This is a genomic window from Rhizobium sp. NLR10b (assembly GCF_019685435.1).
Classification (GTDB): Bacteria; Pseudomonadota; Alphaproteobacteria; order Rhizobiales; family Rhizobiaceae; genus Rhizobium.
In genome coordinates, this window is sequence record NZ_JABDWV010000005.1 from 234,480 (window position 1) to 257,937 (window position 23,458).

The window sequence follows — 23,458 nt, forward strand, 5'->3', positions numbered from 1 at the left end:
AGTTCGGAGGCTGCTGAACCTATGGAAAATGTGAATGTGGCGGAGATCGGCTCCACCGAAAAGACGGCCGGCGGTTATACCTACAGGCTCTCGAGCCCCATGCCCTTCCTCTGGACGATGCTGCTTTTTCTCGTCATTGTCGGGTTCATTGCCGCGATCCTCTTTCGGCAGACGCAGACTGCCTTCATGCACAATCCGGGCCTCAACGGCCTGATCCTCGGCGTTCTCGCAGTCGGAATCGTCCTTGTTTTCAATCACGTGCTGGCGCTTCGCCCCGAAGTGCGCTGGTTCAATTCCTTCCGCGCTGCCGGCAGCGCGGATAAGGTCAACCGTAACCCACGGCTGCTTGCGCCGATGCGGGCGCTGATCGGCAGCCGCAAGGCGTCGGTGGCGCTGTCGACGACCGCGCTGCGTTCGATTCTCGATTCGATCGCCACCCGCCTCGACGAATCGCGTGACGTTTCGCGCTACCTGATCGGCCTCCTGGTCTTCCTTGGCCTGCTCGGCACGTTCTGGGGTCTCATTGGCACGATCGGCTCGATCAGCACCGTTATCCAGTCACTCGATGCCGGTTCGAACGGCACGGCGGACGTGCTCTCTGCACTGAAGGAGGGGCTGTCGACGCCGCTTTCAGGCATGGGGCAGGCCTTCTCGTCGTCGCTGCTCGGCCTTTCCGGTTCGCTCATTCTCGGCTTCCTCGACCTACAGGCCGGTCGCGCGCAGAATCGCTTCTACACGGAACTGGAAAACTGGCTCTCCTCGGTCACCGATGTCGGCTCCGATCTTGCGCCGGCGCTCGATGCCGTTGCCGGGTCTTCCTCGGACGACATGCGCGCACTCTCCGAGTATCTGCGCAAGGTCTCCGAAGAAGGCGGTGTCGGAAGCCAGCGCTCTGTCGCCGCCATGGCAAGCCTTGCCGAAGGCATTCAGGGTCTGGTCAAGAATATGCGCAACGAGCAGCAGATGCTGCGTGACTGGATCGAGGCACAGCAGGACGAGGCGAAAGCCATGCGCCGCACGCTCGATCGGTTGGCCGAGCGCATCGGCCTGCAGGAGCGGGGCGGCGAGCGGGCCGAGCGCCTGCGCGAGCGCACGAGCCATGCAGAAAAGAGCGAGGGCAAATAAGCCATGGCACTTGCCCGCAACCGCCGCCGCGAACGCACGGTGGATTACTGGCCGGGCTTCGTCGATGCGTTGTCGACGCTGCTCATTTCGATCATGTTCCTGCTGACGGTCTTCGTCGTCGGGCAGTTCATCCTCAGCCGCGAAATCACTGGGCGCGACGAGGTGCTCAATCGTCTCAATAGCCAGATCAACGAGTTGACGCAGCTTCTGGCGCTCGAAAAGGGCAGCAATCAGGATCTCCAGGATTCAGTCGCCAACCTACAAGCCTCGCTCGCGACTGCTGAAAGCGACCGGTCGCGGCTTCAGGCGTTGCTGAACGCCGGCTCGGGCGGCCAGGATGCGGCTCAGAAGCGGATCGGCGCAATGACGCAGGAGCTCGACGAGCAGAAGCAGGTGAGCGAACGGGCGCTGAGCCAGGTCGAACTCTTGAATCAGCAGATTGCCGCACTTCGCAGCCAAATCGCCGCGGTCGAAGCGGCACTGCAGGCATCCGAGGAGAAGGACCGGGTCTCGCAGACCAAGATCGCCGATCTCGGCAGTCGCCTCAACGTGGCGCTGGCGGCGCGCGTGCAGGAACTGAACCGTTACCGTTCCGACTTCTTCGGCCGGTTGCGCGAGATCCTATCGGATCGCGAGAATATCCGCATCGTCGGCGACCGGTTCGTCTTCCAGTCGGAAGTGCTGTTTCCCTCGGGCGGCGCGGATCTCAATCCGGACGGGCAGACGGAAATGGCGAAGCTCGCCGCCGCTCTCCTTGATCTCGCCAAGGAAATTCCCCCGGAGATCAACTGGGTGCTGCGTGTCGACGGCCATACCGATAATGTGCCGCTTGCCGGGACCGGCCGCTATCGCGACAACTGGGAACTCTCCTCAGAGCGCGCCATTTCGGTCGTCAAGTTCCTGATTGGCCAGGGCGTCCCTGCCGACCGACTCGTCGCCGCCGGCTTCGGTGAGTTCCAACCGATCGCGCCGGGCGATACGCCGGATGCGCGCGCCACCAACCGCCGCATCGAGCTGAAGCTGACCGAGAAATGATCAGCTTCATGTTGTCCGCCGCGCTTCGGCGAGCCGGTCGGCAAGAAAGGCGCGGACCGAGGGGCTGTCGCTGAGGCCGAGCGCCGTCATGTAGGCGTCGGCCGCGGCAGCATCGTTGCCGGCTCGCGCCAGAAGAAAAGCACGTACAGCCCAGTAGGGCTGATAGGCTGCAATCGCGCGGGGATCAACCTTGTCGAGCAGGGTCAGGCCCTCGGCGGGGCTTAAAGCCCGGCCAATCACCGCCGCTTGGGCGACGCGCGCGCCGAGCGTCGGCTTCATCGTCAGCAACGCGGCATAGAGCGTCGTCAGTGCCTGCCAGTCGGTCGTCCCCGAGAGGCGGCGCGCCGTATGTACCGATTGAATCGCCGCCTGACACTGATAGGGGCCGAAACGGTTGAGGCCTCCTGCGTTGCGCAGCAGCGCGTCTGCCTCCGCGATCATGGTGGCGTCCCAGCTGGCCGGGTCCTGCTCGTCCAGCGGCACATAGCGACCGGCGCGGTCACGACGGGCGCTGCGGCGGGCTTCGCAGTAAAGCATCAGCGAAACGAGGCCGATCGCTTCCGGCTCATCCGGCAGCACCGTCAGAAGCGCCCGGCCGAGCCAGATCGCTTCGCCGGCAAGCGAATGGTGCGCTTCCTCGCCATCGAGACCGTCCCATCCGAGGCCGTAGGCGGCGTAGATCGCCGAAAGCACGGCGGCAAGCCGACCAGGCAGCGCGGGCCGAGGCGGTATGGTGAAGGGAATGCCGGCCTCGCGGATCTTCACCTTGGCCCGCACCAGCCGCTGGCTCATAGCTTCCGGTGACACGACGAAGGCCCGCGCGATGGTCCTCGCTTCGATGCCGAGAACCGTCTGCAGCATCAGCGCCGTATGCACCGAGCTGTCGATGGCGGGATGGGCGCAGGCGAAGAGCAGCTTCAGCCGTTCATCGGGAAAGACGGAATTGCCGGCTTCGTTCATCCGTTCTTCGGCTTCCTCCAGGGCGACCGATATCGTCGTTTGTGCGTTGGCCTCGACGGCGCGGTGGCGGGCCGCCTGCATCAGGTTGCGGCGGGCGGCCACCAGCAGCCAGGCTTCCGGATTGGCAGGAACGCCGCGCTCCGGCCAGACCCGCAGGGCTGACGCCAGTGCTTCCGACAATGAGTCCTCTGCCGCCGGCACGTCGCGCGAACGGGCCGCAAGAAAGGCGATCAGCTTGCCATAGGACTGTCGCGCCACCTGCTCAGCGGCGCGTCCTGCATCGGGTGACATCCTTCCTCACATCTGCAGGCGAGGGCGCACTTCGACGGAACCCTTGTCGGAAATCGGAATGCGCGTCGCCCATTCGAGCGCGGCGTCCAAATCGGGAACCTCGATCAGATAGAAGCCGCCCAGTTGTTCCTTGCCTTCCGGATAGGGACCGTCCTGGACATCGTGATCCTCGCCTTTGCGGCGTATGACCGTGCCGGTCTCGGGCGCTGTCAGCCCGGCGCCGCCGGTCATGATCCCCGCCTGGACAAGCGCCTGCGTGTAGGCGACCCAGCCATCGCGATAGGCTGGATCGCTACGGCGGGCGAAATCCTCCGGCGCTTCGCGAATGATGAGGGCATATTGCATGGAAAACTCCTGATCTCGTTGTTGGCTTTGATCCAGGCCGCCGACGAAAGCCGTCTAGCCTGGTGGAGCGGCTCAGCCGTTCCAAGACAATGAGGCGCGATCGCCGGTCGTTTCGACATGGCTCTGAAGAAATATTTGAAAAACAGCGCCGGAAATCACCAGCAGGCGCGCCGGTCTCAAAGACACCCGCGCCGCTCGAGGGCGCAAAAAAGCAGGGCGGCATCGATGCCGCCCTGCCATGCCGCTCAGGCTTCGGCCTTCGTCTGGTCGACTATCTCGGCGCCGGAGGTATTCTTCTTGATGGATTCGATGGCGTTCAGGGCGGACGCTTTCGCCTTGTAGCCCTCGGAACTGAACATTGTTTCCCCGTTCGATGCCTTGAAGCGGAAACGGAATTCGCCTGATTTATCCTTGTAGACTTCGAATTTGTACATGGATGTCTCCCGAAACGCTGAATTGCACGATCAGCGTCGAGGAGGCTAGATCAAAATGGCGAGCTTTTCCACTACCTTAATGAGAATCGTAGTGCGGTCGTTTCCATCGGACGCAGGCACGGGAGACAGACGAACGTCTTCGCATCACTCCATCTGAATGTTCGCGCCCTTGACGACCGGCCCCCATTTGGCGAGCTCGGATTTTACATGGACGGCGAGTTCTTCCGGTGTCGAGCCGACGATGGTGGCGCTGAACTCCTTCATCCGTTCGGCAACGGCGGGGTCAGTGAGCGCCTTTCTGGCCGAGGCGTTGAGGCGCGTGACCGCCTCGCTCGGCGTTTTTGCCGGAGCGAAGAGCGCGTTCCAAGTATAGGTCTCATAGCCTGGAATGCCTGACTCGGCGATCGTCGGCACGTCGGGGAAGGAGGGTGCGCGCTCGGCCGTCGTCACCGCCAGCGCCCGCAGCGTGCCTGCCTTGATATGGCTGGACGATGAGGGCAGGTTATCGAACATGATCGGCACCTGGTTGCCGATGACGTCGTTCAATGCAGGCCCCGCGCCCTTGTACGGGATGTGCTGCATACTAACGCCGGCCATCGACTTGAAAAGTTCGCCGGAAAGATGCAGCGGCGTGCCGTTGCCCGACGAGGCGTAACTGTATTTATCGGGCTCGGCCTTCAAGAGCGCGATCAGCTCCTGCACCGTCTTTGCCGGCAATTCCGGATTGACGACCAGCACGTTCGGCACGACGACGAGCAGCGAGACCGGCGCGAAATCCTTCTCGGGATCGTAGGGGGTCGATTTGAGGATCAGCGGGTTGAGGGCGTGGGTCGCGACCGTGCCCATCAGAATGGTGTAGCCGTCGGGCTCAGCGCGGGCGACGTTGCCGGCGCCGAGGTTACCGCCGGCGCCTGCGACGTTCTGGACGATCACCTGTTGGCCGAGATCCTCCGACATCTTCTGCGCGACGATGCGCGCGACGACATCGGTTGAGCCGCCGGCGGCGAAAGGCACGACCATGGTGATCGCGCGATCGGGAAAATCCGTGGCAACGGCAGGCCTGCCAAGCGCCAGCATCGCAGTGAGGCCAAGAGCGAGCGCGAGGCCCGTGCGTCGCGTGATGTTGGAAAGCGCCATTCCTATCTCCTCCCATGAATTCAACAGCAATCCCCACCCAGGGCATGAAGAGGGTAGGGCAGGGGGCGGGAAAGACAACCGCGGGAAGGCGCAGCGAAGTCCGACTTTAGTAGCGTGCGGCCAAGGGCGCCTGCCGGCTATTTGGCCGCGAGCACATCCTCCTTGGCGGCGTCGAATTGCAGCCGGGCGAGGCGGGCATAGATGCCCCCGTGGCGGATCAGAGTTTGATGCGTGCCTTCTTCGACGACGCGCCCCTGATCCATGACGAGGATGCGGTCGGCCTTCAGCACGGTTGCCAGGCGATGGGCGATGACGAGCGTCGTGCGGCCATCCATTAAGCCGTCGAGCGCCTTCTGCACCAGGGTCTCGCTTTCGGCGTCAAGCGCGGAGGTCGCCTCGTCGAGCAGCAGCACGGGCGCGTTCTTCAGAATGGCGCGGGCAATGGCGATGCGCTGTCGCTGTCCGCCGGAGAGGGTGACGCCACGTTCGCCGACCTCCGTCTCATAGCCGTTCTCCAGTCGGGCGATGAATTCGTCGGCCTGGGAGGCAAGCGCTGCAGCGCGGACTTCCTCACGCGATGCACCAGGGCGGCCGAAGGCGATGTTGTCATGGATCGATGCGGCGAAGATCGTGACGTCCTGCGGCACGATGGCGATGCGCTGGCGCAACTCGTCGGGCGTCGTCAGCCGGGCATCGACACCGTCAATCGCCACGCTGCCCTGCTGCGGATCGTAGAAGCGCAGCAGCAACGAAAAGACTGTGCTTTTGCCGGCGCCGGAGGGGCCGACGATGGCGACGGTTTCGCCTGGAGCAACGGCGAAGCTCAAGCCATGTAGGGCCGATTTTCCGGGGCGCGAGGGATAGGCGAAATGCACGTCGGAAAACTCGACGCGGCCGCGGCTCGGCGAAGGGAGGGCCTCGGGGTTGGTGGGGGCTGATATCGGCGACACCTCGTCAAGAAGTTCGGTCAACCGGTCGGCGGCGCCGGCCGCCTGCGAGAGTTCGCCCCAGACCTCCGACAGCGCGCCGAGCGATCCCGCGGAGATCACGGCGTAGAGCAGGAACTGGCCGAGCGTGCCGGCAGACAGCGTGCCGGCCAGCACGCTGTGGGCGCCGACCCAGAGTACGGCGACGACGCTGCCGAAGATTAGGGTGATGGCGATGCCCGTCAAGAGTGCGCGTGAGCGGATGGCGGCGCGGGCGGCTTCGTAGGCGGATTCGACGGCGCCGGCGTATCGCGTCGCCGCGGCATCCTCGCCGTTGAAGGCCTGTACCGTACGGGTCGCGGCGATCGTCTCATTGGCGAAGGCGGACGCTTCGGCAAGCGTATCCTGAGCGGCGCGAGATCGCCTGCGCACCGAGCGGCCAAAGGCGACGAGTGGGAAGACGATCAGCGGGATCGCTCCGATGACGAGGCTCGAAAGTTTCGGCGAGGTGACGACCATCATGCCCATGGCGCCGAGACAGAGAATGAGGTTCCTGAGCGCCACCGAGGCGGTGGCGCCGACGGCGGACTTGATCTGCGTCGTATCGGCGGTCAGACGCGAGACGATCTCGCCGGACTGGTTGACGTCAAAGAAGGAGGGAGACAGCCGCGTCACATGGCTAAAGACGTCGCGGCGAAGATCGGCGACGATGCGTTCGCCGATGGTGATAACGAAATAATAGCGCAGCGCGCTGGCGACCGCGAGCACGATGGCCATGACCATCAGCATGGCGAAGTAGCTGTTGATGAAGCTGCCGTCAGACTGGTTGAAGCCATGATCGATCATGCGGCGCACGGCGAGCGGCAGGGCCAGCGAGGTCATGGCGGCAAGCGCCAACGAAATCAGCGCGCCAGCCACCAGCCCGCGATAGCGCATGACATAAGGCGTCAGCCTGCCGAGCGGCCGCAGCGACCGTCTCTTGTTTTCCTCAGCCTGTGCCTGATCTGCCAAATCGTCTCCATTCGCCCGCAGGACCACGCAATGCGGCCTGTTGGCTCTTGTTATCCCGGCGTCCTTCATGTATAGGCACCGCATCCTAATGGGAAGCCGTAGCCATCACGACTGCGGCTTCATTTATTCAATCGGTTCGGTGGCCGCAACTGCATGCGGCAAATTGAACTCCGGTATCGCAGGAAGATTGTTATGAAGGCAGGCATCCATCCCGACTATCACACGATCAAGGTAGTCATGACCGATGGCACCGAATACGAAACCCGCTCGACCTGGGGTTCGGAAGGCGCTGTCATGAACCTCGAAATCGATTCCAAGTCGCATCCGGCCTGGACGGGCGGCAACCAGCAGCTCATGGACCGCGGTGGCCGCGTTTCCAAGTTCAATAAGCGTTTCGGCGGCCTCGGTCTCTAATCGCTTCTGCTTGACGACGTTTCGCAAGGAGCCCGGTTCTGCCGGGCTTTTTTGCGTTTGCAGAACGGTGCGCGGCGGCAACAAAAAACCGGCCGCGCACTGCGCAGCCGGCCCAAATGAATTTAGCAGGTTTGGTCAGTTGTTGCCGAAGGCGGTCTGCAGCAGGGAAAGCTGCGCCTGGACGCTGTTCTGATTGTCATGAACGATCACGGCTTCAGCCGGACGATAGATTTCGCGATCCAGCAGCGCGATGCGGTTCTGCAGGCGCAAGGAGCGCTCGACGAGGTCGCGGAAGGATTCCGGCAGGTCGCCCCAGCCGGGTGCCGCGCGGTCGACGTTGAAGCCGTCGAGGCGGACCTTGTTCTTCTCGGCCAGCACCTGGTCACGCGACATCTCACCATTGTTGACGGCGCGCTGCAGCAGCAGCCACGAGGCCATCTGCATCAGGCGGGTGGTCAGCCGCATCGATTCCGCGGCGTAGAGGACGGATGCCATGCGCGGCAGAACCTTGGAGGCTGCGCGGCCTTGGCCATCGAGATAGGCGGCGGTCTCTTCGACCAGTGACATGCCTTCGGCATAGAGTGCCTTGAACTGTGAGGATGCAGCCGCGCGGCCCGCAAAACTGATCGTGTTCAATCCAACTTCCGACATCGCAATAGTCCCTGTTGCACGCAGCTACTTATGGTCAGGTAACGCCGGGCTTAACGGAAAAGTTTCCGCGTCCGGTCTTTATGACTTTAAGATGGTATCATTAGCGCAAATGCGCAAGCCGTTTCTTAAGAAAGGGTTAATCTCCACAGTTTCATGGAAATGCGCCGGCCGCAGCAAAAAGAAGAGCCGCAAAAGCGGCTCTCAAGGTAAAACAGGGAGAAAAATCAGACCAATTCACCGCTTGGAAAACTGTCTGAGATCCAGAGAAAGCCTGGATGAGTACAGTAATACGTTATAAAGCTTAATATTTTATTAACATTGTGCCGAATGAAGACTTGAGGTTGGCTCATTTTTCCTGCCTATGGCCTTGTTTTCGGAGGCTTTTAGCGGTTCACGAACGGAAGAAGCTTTCGGCGGCCTGTCGCCCGGACGCCTTGCGGGCGGCTTCGGCTTCGAGCCGGGCGATCTCGGTTTTCAGCAATTCCACTCGCGCCTTCAGCTCATCCACCGAAAGCATGGAGAGATCGGCGCCGATCTCGTGGGCGGTTTTCTTCTGCGGCCGGTCGTCATCGATAAAGCTCATCGGTTCTCCTCCTTTTGCTGCCGGCAGCATAATGCCGAAAAATGCGGCCGATACGGAATCGGAATTTAGGCCGATCCGGCCCAAATCCAGTCTCGCCTCCCCATTTTTCGTTTTTCGCGAACCACGGAGAAAACCGCAGTGCGGTTTGCAGGAAGGCCTAACCGAATTTTACAGCAGGATCGCTGCTTTCGGGAGATTTGCCGGTGCCACGATCGGCCAGCGACATGCTTTGGGGTGTCAGCATCGGTGACGTGCCGGTCGGGATCGTCGTATAGGCGTCGCGGTCGCTGGCCGGGACGGCGGCGCGGATGCGGCTTCTGATAATCGCATAAACGGTGATCAACACATGGGCGACGGCGGTGACCAGGAAAAGCGCGTGCGGGGTGATCGCCGACATGACGGGGCCGCCGAGCGTCGGGCCGATGACTGTGCCGATGCCGTAGAGCAGCAGCAGGCCGCCGGAGACTTTGACGAAATCCTCCGACGCCGCGAAGTCGTTCGCGTGAGCGACAGCGATCGGGTAGAGCGTATTGGCAACCGCGCCGTAAAGGACAACGAGCCCGATCAGCAAGCCCGGTGATGTCGGGTGAAGCAGAAAGATCAGCAAGCCGGCGATGGCGGCAATCGCCGACAATGCGGCGAGCACGTAGCGCCGGTCGATACGATCAGAAAGCCGGCCGGCCGGGAGCTGCATCATGGCGCCGGCGAAGATGGTGGCGCTCATCATGACGGCGATGCTGGTGTCGGAAAGGCCGGCACCGGCGCCGAAGACAGCTCCAAGCGTGCCGTAAGCGCCGTTGGCGATGCCGACGAGCAGAATGCCGAGGCAGGAAACGGGTGAATTGCGATAGAGCGCCGGCAGGTCGAGGCGCACGGCTTTCAGCGGCTGCGGTGACGCCGCGGTCGAAAGCGTCGTCGGCAGCATGGCGATGCAATAAAAGATGCCGCAGATCATGAACAGCACGGGCGTGCGTACATCCTCGAGCGGGATCATCATCTGGCCGCCGACGACACCGAGCAGGGTGATGCCGATATAGAGCGAGAAGATCGCACCGCGGCTCTCGTTGCTGGCGCGCTCGTTCAGCCAGCTTTCGATGATCATCGAGGTGCCGGCGGTGGAGAAGCCGGTCACCGCGCGCAGGATCACCCACCAGAACGGATCGATGATTATGCCGCTGACCAACGCGATAATGGCGATGATCGAGATGAAGCCGGAGAAGGCTCTGACATGGCCGACGCGGCGCACCAGTTTTGGCGCCACCAGGCAGCCGATGACGAAGCCGCCAGCCCACGAGGTGCCAAGCAGGCCCAGCGTCGTCGTGGCGTAGCCTTCGAGATTGCCGCGCACGGGAAGCAGGATACCCTGCAGACCATTGCCCATGAAAAGGAAGAGCGTGCCAAAGAGCAGCGCGGCGACGGACAGCAGATTTCTCTTCATTTCCCCAGACTCGGTCTCAAGCGATTATGAACGGACATAAGGCAAGACCTGCGCCTGCCCAGCCTCAAGATGATTGATTGTGCCCCGGAATGCCTTTACGGCGTGTGTGAACCTCTTGTTCGCGCGGAAAAATGTCCGTCCTGTGACATTCCGAAAAACGGAAAAAATAAAGCATGACAAAGTTGATAGCCTTGCTGCTCATCCTTGCCATGGCGATACAGGTGATCAAGCCGCTCGAGCTTCCCGGCCTCAGGCGGCGGATGGATTTCTGGAAAATCGCTCTGATCGCCTTCGGCATATGGGCAATGGCGCTGCTGTCGCGCGACTTCGTGATGTAAGCTTCGGATTCAAGCCTCGATGTGGCCGTCAGTCCTGCAGGATGATTTCGCCGCGCATTACGGAAACACAGCTTCCCGAGATGATGACATCGGTGACGATACCGCCGGATTTTGCCACGTCGAGGGTGATGACGCTGCGCCGCCCCGTTTCAATGCCCTGTTCGATGGTGATGTGGACGTTCATATTGGCCTCCGGCGTCAGCGTGACGAGATAGGCGCCGAGAGCGGCCGAAGCGCTGCCCGTCGCGGGGTCCTCAGGCACGTTGTCCAGCGGCGCGAACATGCGGGCGCGGATAGCCCACGGATTTTCGGGTGTCCTGGTATAGACGAAGAGCGAGAAGTCGTGGCCGCTCGTCGTCTGCCGGCCGGCGGCGGCCTGGAAGCCGGCAAGGTTCGGGCGGGCGGCGGAGAGCGCCTCGAGCCCGCTCAATTCGGCGACGGCGAAGTTCAGGCCGACCGAGGCAAAGACCGGGGCGTGGGTGGTTTTGACGATGGCGCCGGGTTCGAGCCCGATGCAGCGGGCGATGATTTCCTCGGCAATGGTATCGCCGACCGTCAGTGGCTGCGGTGCGCGGATGGCGGCGGCCGCGACCTTTCCGCCGCTGCGTCTCAGCTCGACCTCGACGATGCCGGCTTCTTCCTCGAAGCGCAGCTTCTCGCCGACCGGCTTACCGAAGATCTCCGCCTGCTGGCCGAGCACATAGGCAGTGCCGACATTCGGATGGCCGGCAAAGGGGATCTCCATCGTCGGGGTGAAGATGCACACGCGGGCGGAATTCTCGGGGTCTTCAGGTGGCAGGACGAAGGTCACTTCGGAATAGTTGAACTCGGTGGCGATCCTCTGCATCGCCGCATCGCTCAGACCGCGGGCATCCGATATGACGGCAAGCGGATTGCCCTCGAAACGGGTGGACGTGAAGACATCGACGGTGACGTAGGAAATGGTGTCCATAGCGGCTCCTCTTGCAGCGGGCCGTTATGAATAATCACGATTTTTCGCGGGACGAAGCGGTTTCTTGTCGCCGAGACAATGCTGAGGGCTGTCTATCGCGTTGCGCTGATTTTTACGCAGATTCGTCGGATGGGGAGTGCGAGGCCTCTCCGAACTCCCTCATTCCTGTGCTCGTCACAGGAATCCAGCCACGGCGCGTCTGCGCCGTGAATGAATCAATATCTCAAGGGAAAGAGTCTTCCGCGCCCAAAGACTTGGGAGCACTGGATTCCTGTGACAAGCACAGGAATGAGGGAGGCGAGGGGATTAGGCACGAGCAGCAACGTTGATGTGCTGCCCTTGCCCGAATCCCAAATGCTAAAACTCAGGCCGCCTTTTCCAGGTCTTTCTTCCAGCTGCCCTTGGCGGCGAGGCTGTTCATCTCGGCGCGGTGGGTGAATTCACGCTGGCCGGCGGCGACGTTTTCCGGCTTGCCGTTCCAGGCCTTGAGCGCGCTGTCCTGCAGGGCGCGACCGTAGGAGAAGGTGACGAACCAGGGCAGGCCGGCCGTGGCATTGATCGCCGAAAGGTGCGCGGTCGCCTCTTCGGTCGACTGGCCGCCGGAGAGGAAGGCGATGCCGGGAACCGCAGAGGGAACCGTGCGCTTCAGCACCTGCACGGTGCGTTCGGCGACTTCGGCGACCGAGGCCTTGCGGGCGTTCTTGCCGTCGATGACCATGTTCGGCTTCAGGATCATGCCTTCGAGGCTGACGCGGGCATCGGCCAGCTCCTCAAAAACGATGCGCAGGGTGGATTCGGTGACTTCGGCGCAGCGGTCGATATTATGGTCGCCCGGCTTGCCGTCCATTAGGCATTCCGGCTCGACGATCGGAACGATTTTGGCTTCCTGGCAGAGGGCCGCGTAGCGGGCAAGCGCCTGAGCGTTGGCGCGAACCGAGCCGCGGGTCGGCAGCGTCGAGGAGATCGCGATGACGCCGCGCCACTTGGCGAAACGGGCGCCGGCTTCATAATATCGAGCCAGACGTTCGCCGAGGCCATCGAGGCCTTCGGTGATGGTTTCGCCTGGAAATTTGGCCATCGGCTTGGCGCCGGTATCGACCTTGATGCCGGGAATTGAACCAGCGGCGCGGATGATGTCGACGAAAGGCGTGCCGTCGGCGGCCTTCTGGAAAAGCGTCTCTTCGTAGAGGATGACGCCGGAAATATACTTCTTCATCGCCTCGTCGGAGCGGAAGAGCATTTCGCGGTAATCGCGACGGCTGATTTCGGTCGATTCGAGATTGATCGTGTCGAAACGCTTCTTGATGGTGGAGGTCGATTCATCGGCCGCAAGCAGTCCCCGGCCGCCTGCAACCATCTGCACTGCAATGTCTTCCAGTCGTTCGCTCATTCGTTCTCTCCACAGCATGAAACATCGGCGGTTTAAGAATATAGGACGGCGATAACAGAAGTTTATAGGGAGGAAAATGGAAGGCTAAATCGTTGAAACGATTGAAATCGTTTCAATCGTTTGAAAAACTGGGATTTTTTCCGGCGCTTGAGCAAAAGACCGCGCAAGGCTACTCGCCGCCGCGGTCTATCCCCATATAAAACCTGTCAAATCCGCTTAGCAGTCATTTGCCGGCATTGAGGACGGCGACGCCGGGCAACTCCTTGCCTTCCATCCATTCGAGAAAAGCGCCGCCGGCAGTGGAGACATAGGTGAAGTTGTCGGCAACGCCGGCATGGTTCAGTGCTGAGACGGTGTCGCCGCCGCCGGCAACGGAGGTCAGCTTGCCGGTCGCTGTGCGCTCGGCGGCGTATTTCGCGGCAGCTACCGTTGCGGTATCGAAGGGCTCGATCTCGAAGGCGCCGAGCGGACCGTTCCAGACGAGCGTCGAGGCACGCTCGATCCAGGCATTGATGGCCTGAATGGATTTCGGCCCGACGTCGAGCACCATGGCATCGGCGGGAATGGCGTTGATATCGACCGTCTCATTGGCGGCGCCCGCCTTGAACTCGCGGGCGACGACGCCGTCTTCCGGCAGGATGATGGCGCAGCCTGATGTCGCGGCCTCGATCATGATCTGCTTGGCGGTTTCAGCAAGATCATGCTCGCAGAGCGACTTGCCGACACTGGTGCCACGCGCGGCGATGAAAGTATTGGCCATGCCGCCGCCGATGACGAGTGCATCGACCTTCTTCACAAGATTCATCAAAAGGTCGATCTTGGTCGAGACCTTGGCGCCGCCGACGATGGCGACGACGGGACGGGCAGGATTACCGAGACCTTTTTCCAGCGCTTCCAGCTCGGCCTGCATGGTGCGGCCGGCATAGGCCGGCAGGTGGTGGGCAAGGCCTTCGGTGGAAGCATGGGCGCGGTGGGCGGCGGAGAAGGCGTCGTTGACATAGATATCGCCGTTGGCGGCGAGCGCCTTGGTGAAGTCGGGATCGTTCTTTTCCTCGCCCTTGTGAAAGCGGGTGTTTTCCAGCAGCAGAATATCGCCATTATTCATTCCGGCTACGGCGGAGGCGGCGGCCTCGCCGATACAGTCGGAGGCCGTCAGCACCGCATGATCGAGCACCTCCTCGACGGAAGGGGCGATCAGCGACAGCGACAGATCCGGCGACGGACCGTCCTTCGGCCGGCCGAAATGGGCAAGCAGGATCACTTTGGCGCCCTTGCCCGATAGTTCGAGGATCGTCGGCGTCACACGCTCGATGCGCGTCGTATCGGTGACCTTGCCGTCCTTGACCGGGACGTTGAGGTCGACGCGGATGAGCACGCGCTTGCCGCTGATGTCGGAGAGATCGTCGAGGGTCTTGAAAGAAGGCATGGGGAAGATCCAGTCTTGGTTGGCGGAAGTCGCGCCGACCATAGCAAGGATCATTCGAGACGCAAGGCGTTCAACGGCCGTTTTCGCGCCTGGCTTCGTCGCCTCCGGCCGATGCTTTCGGCATGGTTTCGGAGGCCGCCGCTTCGCGGTTGCGACGTCCGTTCAACCTGTCGCGGATGCGCTGGATAATGTCCTTGAGATTGATGAAGATCGGCAGCGTCGTGGCCGGTTCGACCGCTTCGAGCGACATGCCGACGGAGGTGACGTGGTCGTGCTCGTCGAGATCACGGACGATGAGGATGATCGAGCCGAGACGGACGCGATCGGCATAATCGGCCTTGCCGCCGAGGCGCTGCCGCATCAGTTCGGCGATGGTCAGGCCTTTCTCGGATTCGTTGAGCAGGCCGGGCCCATAGGCGGCATCGAGATCGGCCGCGGGACGGGCGGGTGAGAGCGCGAAGGCGCCGAAGAATTCGGCATCATCCTCGTCCACCGGCGCACGGCTGGCGAAGAGCCGGTCGAGCAGCCGGGAATAACTCGGCACGATGAAGAGATAGACTAGATCGTTTTCGCGCAGCCGCCCGGCATACTGGTAGCGCATCGATTTACCGTCGCGGATGACGAGCGAAGGGGTTGCCCAGCGCGGAATGCGCTCGCCGCGCAGCACCGGACTATCCTTGATCACGCGATAGGAGAGCAGTTCGTGGTTGGCGGCACCCGGCAGGTCGACCTCGACCTTATCGACGGCGCCGATGCGTGGCGGAATGATCAGGCCGAGCTTCTTGGCGACGGGTTTGATCGTCCAGCCCTGCACCAGCAGGGAGACCAGCACGATAATAAAGGCGGTGTTGAAAAAGATCTGGCCGTTTTCCAGCCGGCCGAGGATCGGCATGATGGCAAGCAGGATGGAGACGGCGCCGCGCAGACCGACCCAGGCGACGAAGCCGATTTCCTGCTGGGTGTAATCGAATGGGAGCAGCGACAGCCAGATCGCCAGCGGCCGGGCGACGAAGATCAGGAAGAGGGCAAGCAGGATCGCTGGCACGATGATGACGGGGAATTGCGACGGTGTCGCGAGCAGGCCGAGCACCAGAAACATGATGATCTGCGCCAGCCAGGTCATGCCGTCCTGGAAGCGTTTGATGGTGCCGATCGCCTGCATCTTGCGATTTCCGGCATAGATGCCGGCGACATAGACGGCGAGAAAGCCGCTGCCCCCGACCGTGCCGGCAAAGGAGAAGACGAGAAGGGCAAGCGCCAGCACGAAGATCGGCGTCAGGCCGCGATCGGTGTCGAGCCTGCTGACGATCAGCACGATCATCATGCCGCCGAGCAGGCCGAGGATGACGCCGAGCCCCATCTGCTGCACGAACATGGCGAGCATGCCGATATTGATGCCAGCATAACGCTCGCCGCTCGCCAGGACCTCTACAAGGGCGATGGTGAGGAAGATCGCCATCGGATCGTTGGTGCCGGATTCGACTTCCAGCGTCGAGCGCACCTTATCGCGGATGTTGATGCCGCCGATGCGCAGCAGGAAGAAGACGGCGGCGGCATCCGTCGAGGCGACGATCGAGCCGAGCAGCAGGCCTTCGAGCCAGGTGAAGTCCAGCAGCCACATGGCGGCGACGGCAAAGAGCGAGGCGGTGATCAGCACGCCGACCGAGGCGAGCGTGAGGGAGGGAACGGCTGCCAGCCGGAAGGCCTGCATCGGCGTGCCGAAGCCGGAATCGAACAGGATGACGGCAAGGGCAATGGAGCCGAGAATATAGGCAAGGTAATTGTTGCTGAACTCGATGCCGAGGCCGTCGACGCCGGCGGCGAGGCCGATCATCAGGAAAAGCAGCAGCAGGGGGGCGCCGAAGCGAAAGGCGAGCAGGCTTGAAAAAGCGGCAAGAAGCACGAGCGCCGTCGAGACCAGCACCACGATATAGAACGCTTCCATGCCCACCCCTTTTCATCGACTGCCTTGCGGATGCGGCCACCCCTAGCCGATCCGTCTATTCCAACCCTCCACCACGCGCGTCGATTCATCAGTAAACGGCAAAACGACAGAGAAGGGTAGGCCTTGCGGCTTAACCTCGTCTCGTGCTGCATCATGCTGCTGAACGGCTGCCGGACGGCCACCGACACGGAAATGCTACGGGAGAAACTCTCTACAAAGAATGTATAAGAAAATCAGGCAAGAGCAGGGCGAACGGCAGGAAAATCGATTTTTCTGCGGGTATTCGCAAACCGCAGCAGGATAGACATATTCCTACATGCGGCCCGTCAGAACACTGCCTGAAGTATGATGACGGCGAGGAACGAAAGACCGATGAACGCTGCAACCCGAATGGCCAGACGATTAGCCTTTGCCAACACGGCGGGTTTGACGTCCCGCTTGGGATGAAACCGCTGCCGCCGCTTGAGGGTGGTTTGGGACAAGCGTTTTTGCGCCTCTGCCATTTATCGCCTCCACTTGGATCATCTCAGCCATTGTGCAGCTTTATTGCATTTCCTCAGTTTATCACGCTTGGCCAGCGGATTGCCAACCGTGATTCCGTCCTTGCGGCTGCACCGAACCCGTCGATTCGAAATGGCTTTCACTGTCAGTTTTCGGTGTCCTCGCCCTCGTCAGTCAGGTCTTCGACCGGGACCAGGAAAACCACGAACTCGTCGTCGATGGTCCGTTCGGGATCGTCGTCGAATTCATAGGCGTGCTCGACTTCGCTGGCTTCCTCAGCCGTCGCCTTGCGCAGGCTGAGCGTCGCCTTGCGGTCCCAAAGCGGCTTGCCTTCGGACTCGAGAATGGTCAGGTCGTCGCGAAAATCTTCCGCCTCGAAGAAATGCGTCGCTTCCTCATGGTTCTTCGAGCGAAAGCTGGCGATGGCGCGGCCGGCGATTTCAACGGTAAAGTAATCCATCCATCCCTCTTTATCTTCCCGGTGCGACGGTGCTCCGGGTTGTCAACAATGCCACGACCGGCTTCAGACGCCTATAACAAAACGGCCCGGTTTCCCGGGCCGCCTGCGATATTCGGTGGTCGAGCCCTCAGATGAGCTTGGCGAAGGCCACGGCCGTGTCCGACATGCGGCTGGAGAAGCCCCACTCGTTGTCGTACCAGGACAGGACGCGCACGAAATTGCCTTCCATGACCTTGGTCTGATCGGTTGCGAAGATCGAGGAGTGGCTGTCGTGGTTGAAGTCGCGGGAGACGAGCGGCTCGTCGGTGTAGCCGAGGATGCCCTTCAGCTTGCCGTTGGAGGCAGCCTTGATGGCTTCGTTGATCTCGCCGACCGTCGTGCCCTTCTTGGAAACGAACTTGAAGTCGACGACCGAGACGTTCGGCGTGGGAACGCGGATCGAGGTGCCGTCGAGCTTGCCCTTGAGGTGGGGCAGCACGAGGCCGACGGCCTTGGCGGCGCCCGTCGAGGTCGGGATCATGGAGAGAGCGGCAGCGCGGGCGCGATACAGATCCTTATGCATTGTGTCGAGCGTCGGCTGGTCGCCGGTGTAGGAGTGGATCGTCGTCATAAAGCCGTGGTCGATGCCGACGGCGTCGTCGAGAACCTTGACGACCGGCACCAAGCAGTTGGTGGTGCAGGAGGCGTTGGAGATGACCATGTGCTCCTTGGTGAGCTGGTCATGGTTGACGCCGAACACGACCGTCAGGTCAGCGCCGTCGGCGGGAGCCGAGACGATAACGCGCTTGGCGCCGGCCGTCAGATGGGCAGCGGCCTTGTCGCGGGCGGTGAAGATGCCGGTGCATTCCATGGCGATGTCAACGCCGAGCTCGCGGTGTGGCAGCGTTGCCGGGTCCTTGATCGCGGTGACCTTGATCGGCTTGCCGCCGCCAACGATGATCGTGTCGCCTTCGACCTTCACTTCGGCCGGGAACTTGCCGTGGATCGAGTCGTAACGCAGGAGATGGGCATTGGTCTCGACCGGGCCGAGGTCGTTGATGGCGACGACCTCGATATCGGTGCGGCCGGATTCGACGATAGCGCGGAGGACGTTACGGCCGATGCGACCGAAACCATTGATGGCAACCTTGACTGTCATGTTCATTCACTCCCGATAGAATAGGGCCCGATGGAGAGGGCCTGGAATTGAGGAGATGGAGAGCGCCTCAAGGCGCCCTCTTTAAAGCTTTGCTTCGGCAGCCGCAACGACGGCGTCGGCGGTGATGCCGAAATGCTTGTAGACGTCCTTGACCGGGCCGGACGCGCCAAAGCCCTTCATGCCGATGAAGCTGCCTTCCGGTCCGATAAAGGCGTCCCAGCCTTCGCGGACGGCGGCTTCGACGGCGATCTTGACCGGCGAGTTGCCGAGCACGTCCCTGCGGTAGGCCTCCGGCTGCTCGAAGAACAGTTCGGTGCAGGGCACCGATACGACACGCACCGAAACGCCCCTGGCTTCCAGAGTTGCGCGGGCGGCAACGGCGATTTCGACCTCGGAGCCCGAAGCGAAGATCGTCACCCTGGCATCGGCATTGCCGGAGAGCGTATAGGCGCCGAGTTCGCAGAGGTTCTTCGCATTATACTCGGTGCGGACGGTGGTCAGGTTCTGGCGGGTGAGAGCCAGGGCAGACGGACGATTTGTACTCTTCATGGCGATCTGCCAGCATTCCGCCGTTTCGACGGCGTCGGCCGGGCGGAAGACCTGCAGGTTCGGGACGGCGCGCAGGCCGGCGATCTGCTCGACCGGTTGATGTGTCGGGCCATCTTCGCCAACGCCGATCGAATCATGCGTCAGGACGTGGATGACACGAATGCCCATTAGAGCCGAGAGGCGGATCGGCGGGCGGCAATAATCCGAGAAGATCATGAAGCCGCCGCCATAGGGGATGAGGCCGCCGTGCAGCGAGATGCCGTTCATGGCAGACGCCATGCCGTGCTCTCGGATGCCCCAGTGCATGTAGCGGCCCTTGAAATCCGTCGGGGTGATGGAGATCATCTGGCTGGTCTTGGTATTGTTCGACGGGGTCAGGTCGGCAGAGCCGCCGAGCGTTTCCGGCACGAAACCGTTGATTATTTCGAGTGCGTCTTCGGATGCCTTGCGTGTCGCAACTGTCGGCTTGGTCTCGGCGAGCTTCTTCTTGTAATCATCGATCGCCTTGTCGAAGCCTTCAGGCAGATCGCCTGAAAAACGCCGAGTGAACTCGGCCTTGGCAGCAGACTTGGCAAGGGTTTCCTCCCAGGCTCTGACGATATCTTCGGAGCGGGTGCCGGCTGCGCGCCATGCATCGAGAATATCCGAGGGAACGACGAAGGGCTCGTAATCCCAGTTCAGCGCCTTACGGGTGGCGGCGATCTCGTCGGCGCCGAGCGGGCTGCCGTGAACCTTGTGGCTGCCGGCCTTGTTCGGGGCGCCGAAGCCGATCACCGTCTTGCAGGCGATGAAGGTCGGGCGATCAGACTTGTGGGCGGCTTCGATCGCATCGGCGATGGCGGCCTGATCGTGGCCATCGATCTCAATCGTGTTCCAGTGAACGGCCTTGAAGCGGGCAATCTGATCCGTCGAATCCGACAGCGAAACGGCGCCGTCGATGGTGATCGAGTTGTTATCCCAGAAAAGGATCAGCTTGTTGAGCTTCAGGTGGCCGGCAAGGGCGATGGCTTCATGGCTGATGCCTTCCATCAGGCAGCCGTCGCCATTGATGACATAGGTGTAGTGGTCCTGGAGGTCCGCACCGAATTCCTCGCGCAGCTTGCGTTCGGCGATCGCCATGCCGACCGCATTGGCGATACCCTGACCTAGCGGGCCGGTGGTGGTCTCGATGCCGGTTGCGTGGCCGTATTCAGGGTGGCCGGCGGTCTTGGAGCCGACCTGACGGAACTGCTTCAGGTCCTCGATCGTCATATCGGGATAACCGGTCAGATACAGCAGCGAATAGAGCAGCATCGAGCCATGGCCGGCCGACAGCACGAAGCGGTCGCGGTTCGGCCAATGCGGCTTCTTGGGGTCGAAGCGCAGATATTTGGTGAACAGGACCGTCGCCACGTCAGCCATGCCCATCGGCATACCAGGGTGGCCGGAATTCGCCTTTTCAACGGCGTCCATGGCGAGGAAACGGATCGCGTTCGCCATCCGGTCGTTTTGTTGGAGAGAGGTCATAGCTTTTCTGCAAGCTCCGGGTGTCGGGGGATGGCCTCGAGCCTCCAAGACCATCGAGTGAAAGCGGCTGACACATAGCAGTTGGGGCTGGCGAGTCAATAAATGGCGGGGCAAATCCCAGCGGCCTGCGGCAATTTTTTGACATTTGATCGCTCGACTATACAAAAGACCAAACTGGCGCGGCGGGCCTGTCCAAAACGTTCATCCACAGATAGGCAGGCTGCCGGGTGACGGGATTTATTGACGGGCCGTTGGCGAGCTGCATATCCTCTTGAAATCACAAGATCGGCAGATGTGGCCGATTCGCAGGTCCTGCACGGGAATCGGAAAGGCATGATGCCCACAGGCAAAACCATGGAAGCAGCGCTCGAGGAATTGAGACAGGCGATTTCGAGCCTCGAAAACGCCGTCGACATGCGTGTCGAGCGGCAGCGCGAGCAGGGGGAGATCGAGGGCGAGGTGCGACGTGTGCATGCCGACCGCTCCCGTCTGGCCCAGGAGCTCGACCAGGCCGAATTTCGCGCCAACCGGCTGGAAGAGGTCAATCGTGAGGTATCGCGGCGGCTGGTGACGGCCATGGAGACGATCCGCGCGGTTCTGGACCGCTGATGAGAGAGAATTTGATATGGCGCAGGTGACGGTAACGATCGACGGCAAGGCCTATCGCATGGCCTGCGAGGAGGGGCAGGAGGATCATCTGACCGATCTCGCCACGCGTTTCGACCGCTATGTCGGCCATCTCAAGGGCCAGTTCGGAGAGATCGGCGATCTCAGGATCACCGTCATGGCCGGCATCATGATCATGGACGAGATTGCCGAGCTGACGCGCCGCATCGCCGGGCTGGAAACCGAGCTCGAGTCGCTGCGCGGCAACCGCGACACCGTGCTTGCCGCGACCGCCCGCACCGAGGAAACGTTGGCGGCAGCGCTCGGCGAGGTTTCGAGCCGTATTCGCGGCATCACCGACAAGCTGAATGGCCGGGCCGCACCCGAACTCAATTGATGTCAATTAAATAAAAACGGCTGGCCGTCGCCACTGGCGCGTCGATGCAAACGGCCTTATATATCGCGATGCGGTCTGCGCCTCTCGACAGGAACCACAATCCCTGGGGCCATACTCGATCCAAAGGGAGCTGTCCCTGTCCGGGCTCGTGGGCCTGGACACACGGTGCCCACCTACGTTTGTAGGCGCCCAGGATCGTAAACATCCATCGGTCGTCGTGGATCGCACCTTTTCCTTTCATCGTTGAAGACGAAGCCGGGTGTATAGGGCGAACGCGGCTTGCGCGTCCGCCCCTCGTGGCGCGCAGTTACTTCTTCAAGCCGGGAAGCGTCACCTGGAAGACCTGGAACATGGTGTCGACATCGGCGCCGCCGTCAGCCTTATAGGCTGCGCCAACCTGGAAGCCATCCTGCGTCAAGAAGTCGTTGTCGTTGGCGACGAACAGGAAGTAATCGTCCGGCAGCTTCGTGTCGAGGACACTTGCCAGACCCATCGCTTCCCATTTTTCCGATAGATCGTTCCTGTCGTTCGGCGCACCGTTGTGCAGGCCGAAGCGGCCAAGCTCGGCCTCGTCGTTGAGGTCGATGAACGGTGTCAGCGTAGCCGGTGTGAGCGACGGGTCGAGGACACCTTTCGGTGCAGCCGCCTTGCCGGCGTCGAAATCGCTGCCGGCGATATCGGTTGCGGCGGATAGGTCGACGATGTCGATCTTGCGATACAGAGACGTGTCGCCCTTCACGCCCTGGCCGTTGCCGCTGTCACGGGCAAGCATCAGGAAGGTCTTGTCGGAAAGGGCGACGATCTCGCTCTCGGCGGCGATCGTCGTCTTGCCCTTAGCGTCCTTGAAGATCGGCAGCGGCACGACATATTCGTGCACCAGCTTCAGATGATCGGGATCGGCGGCGTCATAGATCATGGCGCGGGTATTCTGGCGGGTCGAGCCGGAATCGCCGCCGTCCTGGCGGGCCGCCGACTGCAGTACGGCAACGATAAACTTGCCGTCGGGCGTCATTGCCATGCCTTCGAGGCCCTGGTTGTTCTGGCGGCCGGTTTCGGGGTCCTTCGGATCGGGAGCGGACCCGCCGGGACCGGGATTGTTTGAAGCGAAGCTCAGCGCGCCCTTGCGCATCGGCAGAAGCGCCTTGGGCGGCTGGGTGGCTGAAAGCAAGTGGCCATCGGCGGAGAAGCGATAGATCTAGGGGCCGTATTCGTCGCTGACGAACATAGTGCCGTCGGCCATGCGGATGATCGCCTCATCGTCGAGGGCGATCTTGCCGTTCGCCGCCTGCGGCAGCGGCGGGAAGTTGCCGGCAGCGGCGCGGACGCCGGATTCCGGGTCGAGACCGGTCGTGTCCGCGCCCTTGTCGTCAACAAAGAGCATGGAATCGACGAGTTTCGCCTCGACGCCCGATTGCTCATTGCCGGCCTCGGGGGTCGCGCCTGGCGCTGTCGGGGTCAGAATGATCGAAAGGGTGTTCAGGCGCGGGCGGTAGTCGACAGTGCCGGCGGCATTGTAACCGCGGTCGGGCAGCAGGTAGAGCGTGCCCCTATAGCTGGCGCCATCCCGAGTCCAGGCGGCGGGGTCGATCGCCATCCCGGAGCCGGAGCCGAAGGTTTCACCGAATTTGTCGCGCTGGTTGGCCGGAATGCGGCCGACGCCGACCAGGCCCTTATTGACGAAAGTGGCGGAATTCTCCGACCTTGCCAAGGCGGGAATGGCGGCGGATGCTGCGAAAACTGCGGCGAACAGCCGCGATGCATATGATCTGACGTTCTTCATGAAATAGCCTCTCGGTCAAAAGCGTTCCTGCAACGGTTCCCGCCCGCAAGCTGGACGCCGTTTCGAATGACATTCCTCGGCTTTGGGATCGATTCCTCAGAACCGAACACACCCGGATTT

General features: G+C 61.8%; 22 protein-coding genes, 1 other RNA gene and 1 pseudogene. 7 read left to right on the top strand and 17 right to left on the bottom strand.

Annotated features, from left to right (window positions below; genetic code table 11):
• Window positions 1–21: 21 nt before the first annotated feature.
• Both HJB91_RS10050 and HJB91_RS10055 read left to right on the top strand, forming a co-directional pair.
• Window positions 22–1,125: a MotA/TolQ/ExbB proton channel family protein gene (locus tag HJB91_RS10050; RefSeq protein ID WP_221154589.1), complete on the top strand. Its 1,104-nt coding sequence runs from the start codon at window positions 22–24 to the stop codon at window positions 1,123–1,125.
• Between the two features lie 3 nt (window positions 1,126–1,128).
• The gene (locus HJB91_RS10055; RefSeq protein ID WP_210629902.1) at window positions 1,129–2,160 is read left to right on the top strand and encodes a peptidoglycan -binding protein; all 1,032 of its coding nucleotides are present in this window, start codon (window positions 1,129–1,131) and stop codon (window positions 2,158–2,160) included.
• A gap of 6 nt (window positions 2,161–2,166) precedes the next feature.
• Here HJB91_RS10055 and HJB91_RS10060 read toward each other — a convergent pair whose 3' ends face one another.
• From HJB91_RS10060 to HJB91_RS10080, 5 genes are all read right to left on the bottom strand, one after another.
• Entirely contained in the window at window positions 2,167–3,411 is a 1,245-nt protein-coding gene (locus HJB91_RS10060) for an RNA polymerase sigma factor (protein WP_221146443.1), read from the bottom strand.
• A gap of 6 nt (window positions 3,412–3,417) precedes the next feature.
• A complete protein-coding gene (locus tag HJB91_RS10065; RefSeq protein WP_221122993.1) occupies window positions 3,418–3,756 on the bottom strand; it encodes a YciI family protein in 339 nt (112 codons plus the stop codon).
• Window positions 3,757–4,001: 245 nt separating this feature from the next.
• Window positions 4,002–4,190 (bottom strand): YegP family protein, encoded by a 189-nt coding sequence (locus HJB91_RS10070; RefSeq protein WP_064694384.1) that lies wholly within the window; start codon window positions 4,188–4,190, stop codon window positions 4,002–4,004.
• Between the two features lie 144 nt (window positions 4,191–4,334).
• Window positions 4,335–5,327 carry a tripartite tricarboxylate transporter substrate binding protein gene (locus tag HJB91_RS10075; RefSeq protein WP_210629904.1) on the bottom strand — a complete coding sequence of 331 codons (993 nt, stop codon included), beginning with the start codon at window positions 5,325–5,327 and terminating at the stop codon, window positions 4,335–4,337.
• Between the two features lie 137 nt (window positions 5,328–5,464).
• A complete protein-coding gene (locus HJB91_RS10080; RefSeq protein ID WP_221122994.1) occupies window positions 5,465–7,264 on the bottom strand; it encodes an ABC transporter transmembrane domain-containing protein in 1,800 nt (599 codons plus the stop codon).
• A gap of 192 nt (window positions 7,265–7,456) precedes the next feature.
• Here HJB91_RS10080 and rpmE point away from each other — a divergent pair, with 192 nt between their 5' ends.
• Window positions 7,457–7,678: a 50S ribosomal protein L31 gene (gene rpmE / locus HJB91_RS10085; RefSeq protein WP_009990270.1), complete on the top strand. Its 222-nt coding sequence runs from the start codon at window positions 7,457–7,459 to the stop codon at window positions 7,676–7,678.
• A gap of 135 nt (window positions 7,679–7,813) precedes the next feature.
• Here the strand turns inward: rpmE and HJB91_RS10090 are convergent, their stop codons facing one another.
• The 3 genes from HJB91_RS10090 to HJB91_RS10100 all read right to left on the bottom strand — a co-directional run bounded on the left by HJB91_RS10090 (window position 7,814) and on the right by HJB91_RS10100 (window position 10,350).
• A complete protein-coding gene (locus tag HJB91_RS10090) occupies window positions 7,814–8,329 on the bottom strand; it encodes a DUF1465 family protein (RefSeq protein ID WP_004679442.1) in 516 nt (171 codons plus the stop codon).
• A 391-nt stretch (window positions 8,330–8,720) separates the two neighbouring features.
• Entirely contained in the window at window positions 8,721–8,912 is a 192-nt protein-coding gene (locus HJB91_RS10095) for a DUF1192 domain-containing protein (protein WP_003582172.1), read from the bottom strand.
• 157 nt (window positions 8,913–9,069) lie between these two features.
• Window positions 9,070–10,350 (bottom strand): MFS transporter, encoded by a 1,281-nt coding sequence (locus tag HJB91_RS10100; protein ID WP_210629906.1) that lies wholly within the window; start codon window positions 10,348–10,350, stop codon window positions 9,070–9,072.
• 173 nt (window positions 10,351–10,523) lie between these two features.
• On the opposite strand from HJB91_RS10100, the gene HJB91_RS10105 reads away from it, so the two are divergent.
• On the top strand, window positions 10,524–10,688 hold the full coding sequence (locus HJB91_RS10105) for a hypothetical protein (RefSeq protein ID WP_221146446.1): 165 nt from the start codon (window positions 10,524–10,526) through the stop codon (window positions 10,686–10,688).
• A gap of 28 nt (window positions 10,689–10,716) precedes the next feature.
• Here HJB91_RS10105 and HJB91_RS10110 read toward each other — a convergent pair whose 3' ends face one another.
• The 8 genes from HJB91_RS10110 to tkt all read right to left on the bottom strand — a co-directional run bounded on the left by HJB91_RS10110 (window position 10,717) and on the right by tkt (window position 20,555).
• Window positions 10,717–11,640, bottom strand: a complete 924-nt coding sequence (locus tag HJB91_RS10110; protein WP_221154591.1) for a PhzF family phenazine biosynthesis protein — start codon at window positions 11,638–11,640, stop codon at window positions 10,717–10,719.
• Between the two features lie 364 nt (window positions 11,641–12,004).
• Window positions 12,005–13,030: a class I fructose-bisphosphate aldolase gene (locus HJB91_RS10115; protein WP_210629909.1), complete on the bottom strand. Its 1,026-nt coding sequence runs from the start codon at window positions 13,028–13,030 to the stop codon at window positions 12,005–12,007.
• A gap of 223 nt (window positions 13,031–13,253) precedes the next feature.
• Window positions 13,254–14,456, bottom strand: coding sequence for a phosphoglycerate kinase (locus tag HJB91_RS10120; protein ID WP_221146448.1), 1,203 nt, complete (start codon window positions 14,454–14,456; stop codon window positions 13,254–13,256).
• A 70-nt stretch (window positions 14,457–14,526) separates the two neighbouring features.
• Complete coding sequence (locus tag HJB91_RS10125) at window positions 14,527–16,401, bottom strand: potassium/proton antiporter (protein ID WP_221154592.1); 1,875 nt, start codon at window positions 16,399–16,401, stop codon at window positions 14,527–14,529.
• Between the two features lie 326 nt (window positions 16,402–16,727).
• Window positions 16,728–16,904, bottom strand: a complete 177-nt coding sequence (locus HJB91_RS10130; protein ID WP_176439455.1) for a hypothetical protein — start codon at window positions 16,902–16,904, stop codon at window positions 16,728–16,730.
• A gap of 143 nt (window positions 16,905–17,047) precedes the next feature.
• A complete protein-coding gene (locus HJB91_RS10135) occupies window positions 17,048–17,362 on the bottom strand; it encodes a hypothetical protein (RefSeq protein ID WP_210629912.1) in 315 nt (104 codons plus the stop codon).
• A 127-nt stretch (window positions 17,363–17,489) separates the two neighbouring features.
• Complete coding sequence (gap, locus tag HJB91_RS10140; protein WP_210629913.1) at window positions 17,490–18,500, bottom strand: type I glyceraldehyde-3-phosphate dehydrogenase; 1,011 nt, start codon at window positions 18,498–18,500, stop codon at window positions 17,490–17,492.
• 81 nt (window positions 18,501–18,581) lie between these two features.
• The gene (gene tkt / locus HJB91_RS10145; RefSeq protein ID WP_210629914.1) at window positions 18,582–20,555 is read right to left on the bottom strand and encodes a transketolase; all 1,974 of its coding nucleotides are present in this window, start codon (window positions 20,553–20,555) and stop codon (window positions 18,582–18,584) included.
• Window positions 20,556–20,888: 333 nt separating this feature from the next.
• Here tkt and HJB91_RS10150 point away from each other — a divergent pair, with 333 nt between their 5' ends.
• The 3 genes from HJB91_RS10150 (at window position 20,889) to ssrS (ending at window position 21,786) form a co-directional block, all read left to right on the top strand.
• A complete protein-coding gene (locus HJB91_RS10150) occupies window positions 20,889–21,164 on the top strand; it encodes a DUF4164 domain-containing protein (protein ID WP_221146451.1) in 276 nt (91 codons plus the stop codon).
• Window positions 21,165–21,180: 16 nt separating this feature from the next.
• Window positions 21,181–21,558 carry a cell division protein ZapA gene (locus HJB91_RS10155; RefSeq protein WP_064811285.1) on the top strand — a complete coding sequence of 126 codons (378 nt, stop codon included), beginning with the start codon at window positions 21,181–21,183 and terminating at the stop codon, window positions 21,556–21,558.
• A 69-nt stretch (window positions 21,559–21,627) separates the two neighbouring features.
• Window positions 21,628–21,786: non-coding RNA, 6S RNA (gene ssrS / locus HJB91_RS10160), on the top strand.
• A 79-nt stretch (window positions 21,787–21,865) separates the two neighbouring features.
• Here the strand turns inward: ssrS and HJB91_RS10165 are convergent.
• Window positions 21,866–23,338 (bottom strand): annotated as a pseudogene (locus tag HJB91_RS10165) (esterase-like activity of phytase family protein).
• Window positions 23,339–23,458: the final 120 nt, after the last annotated feature.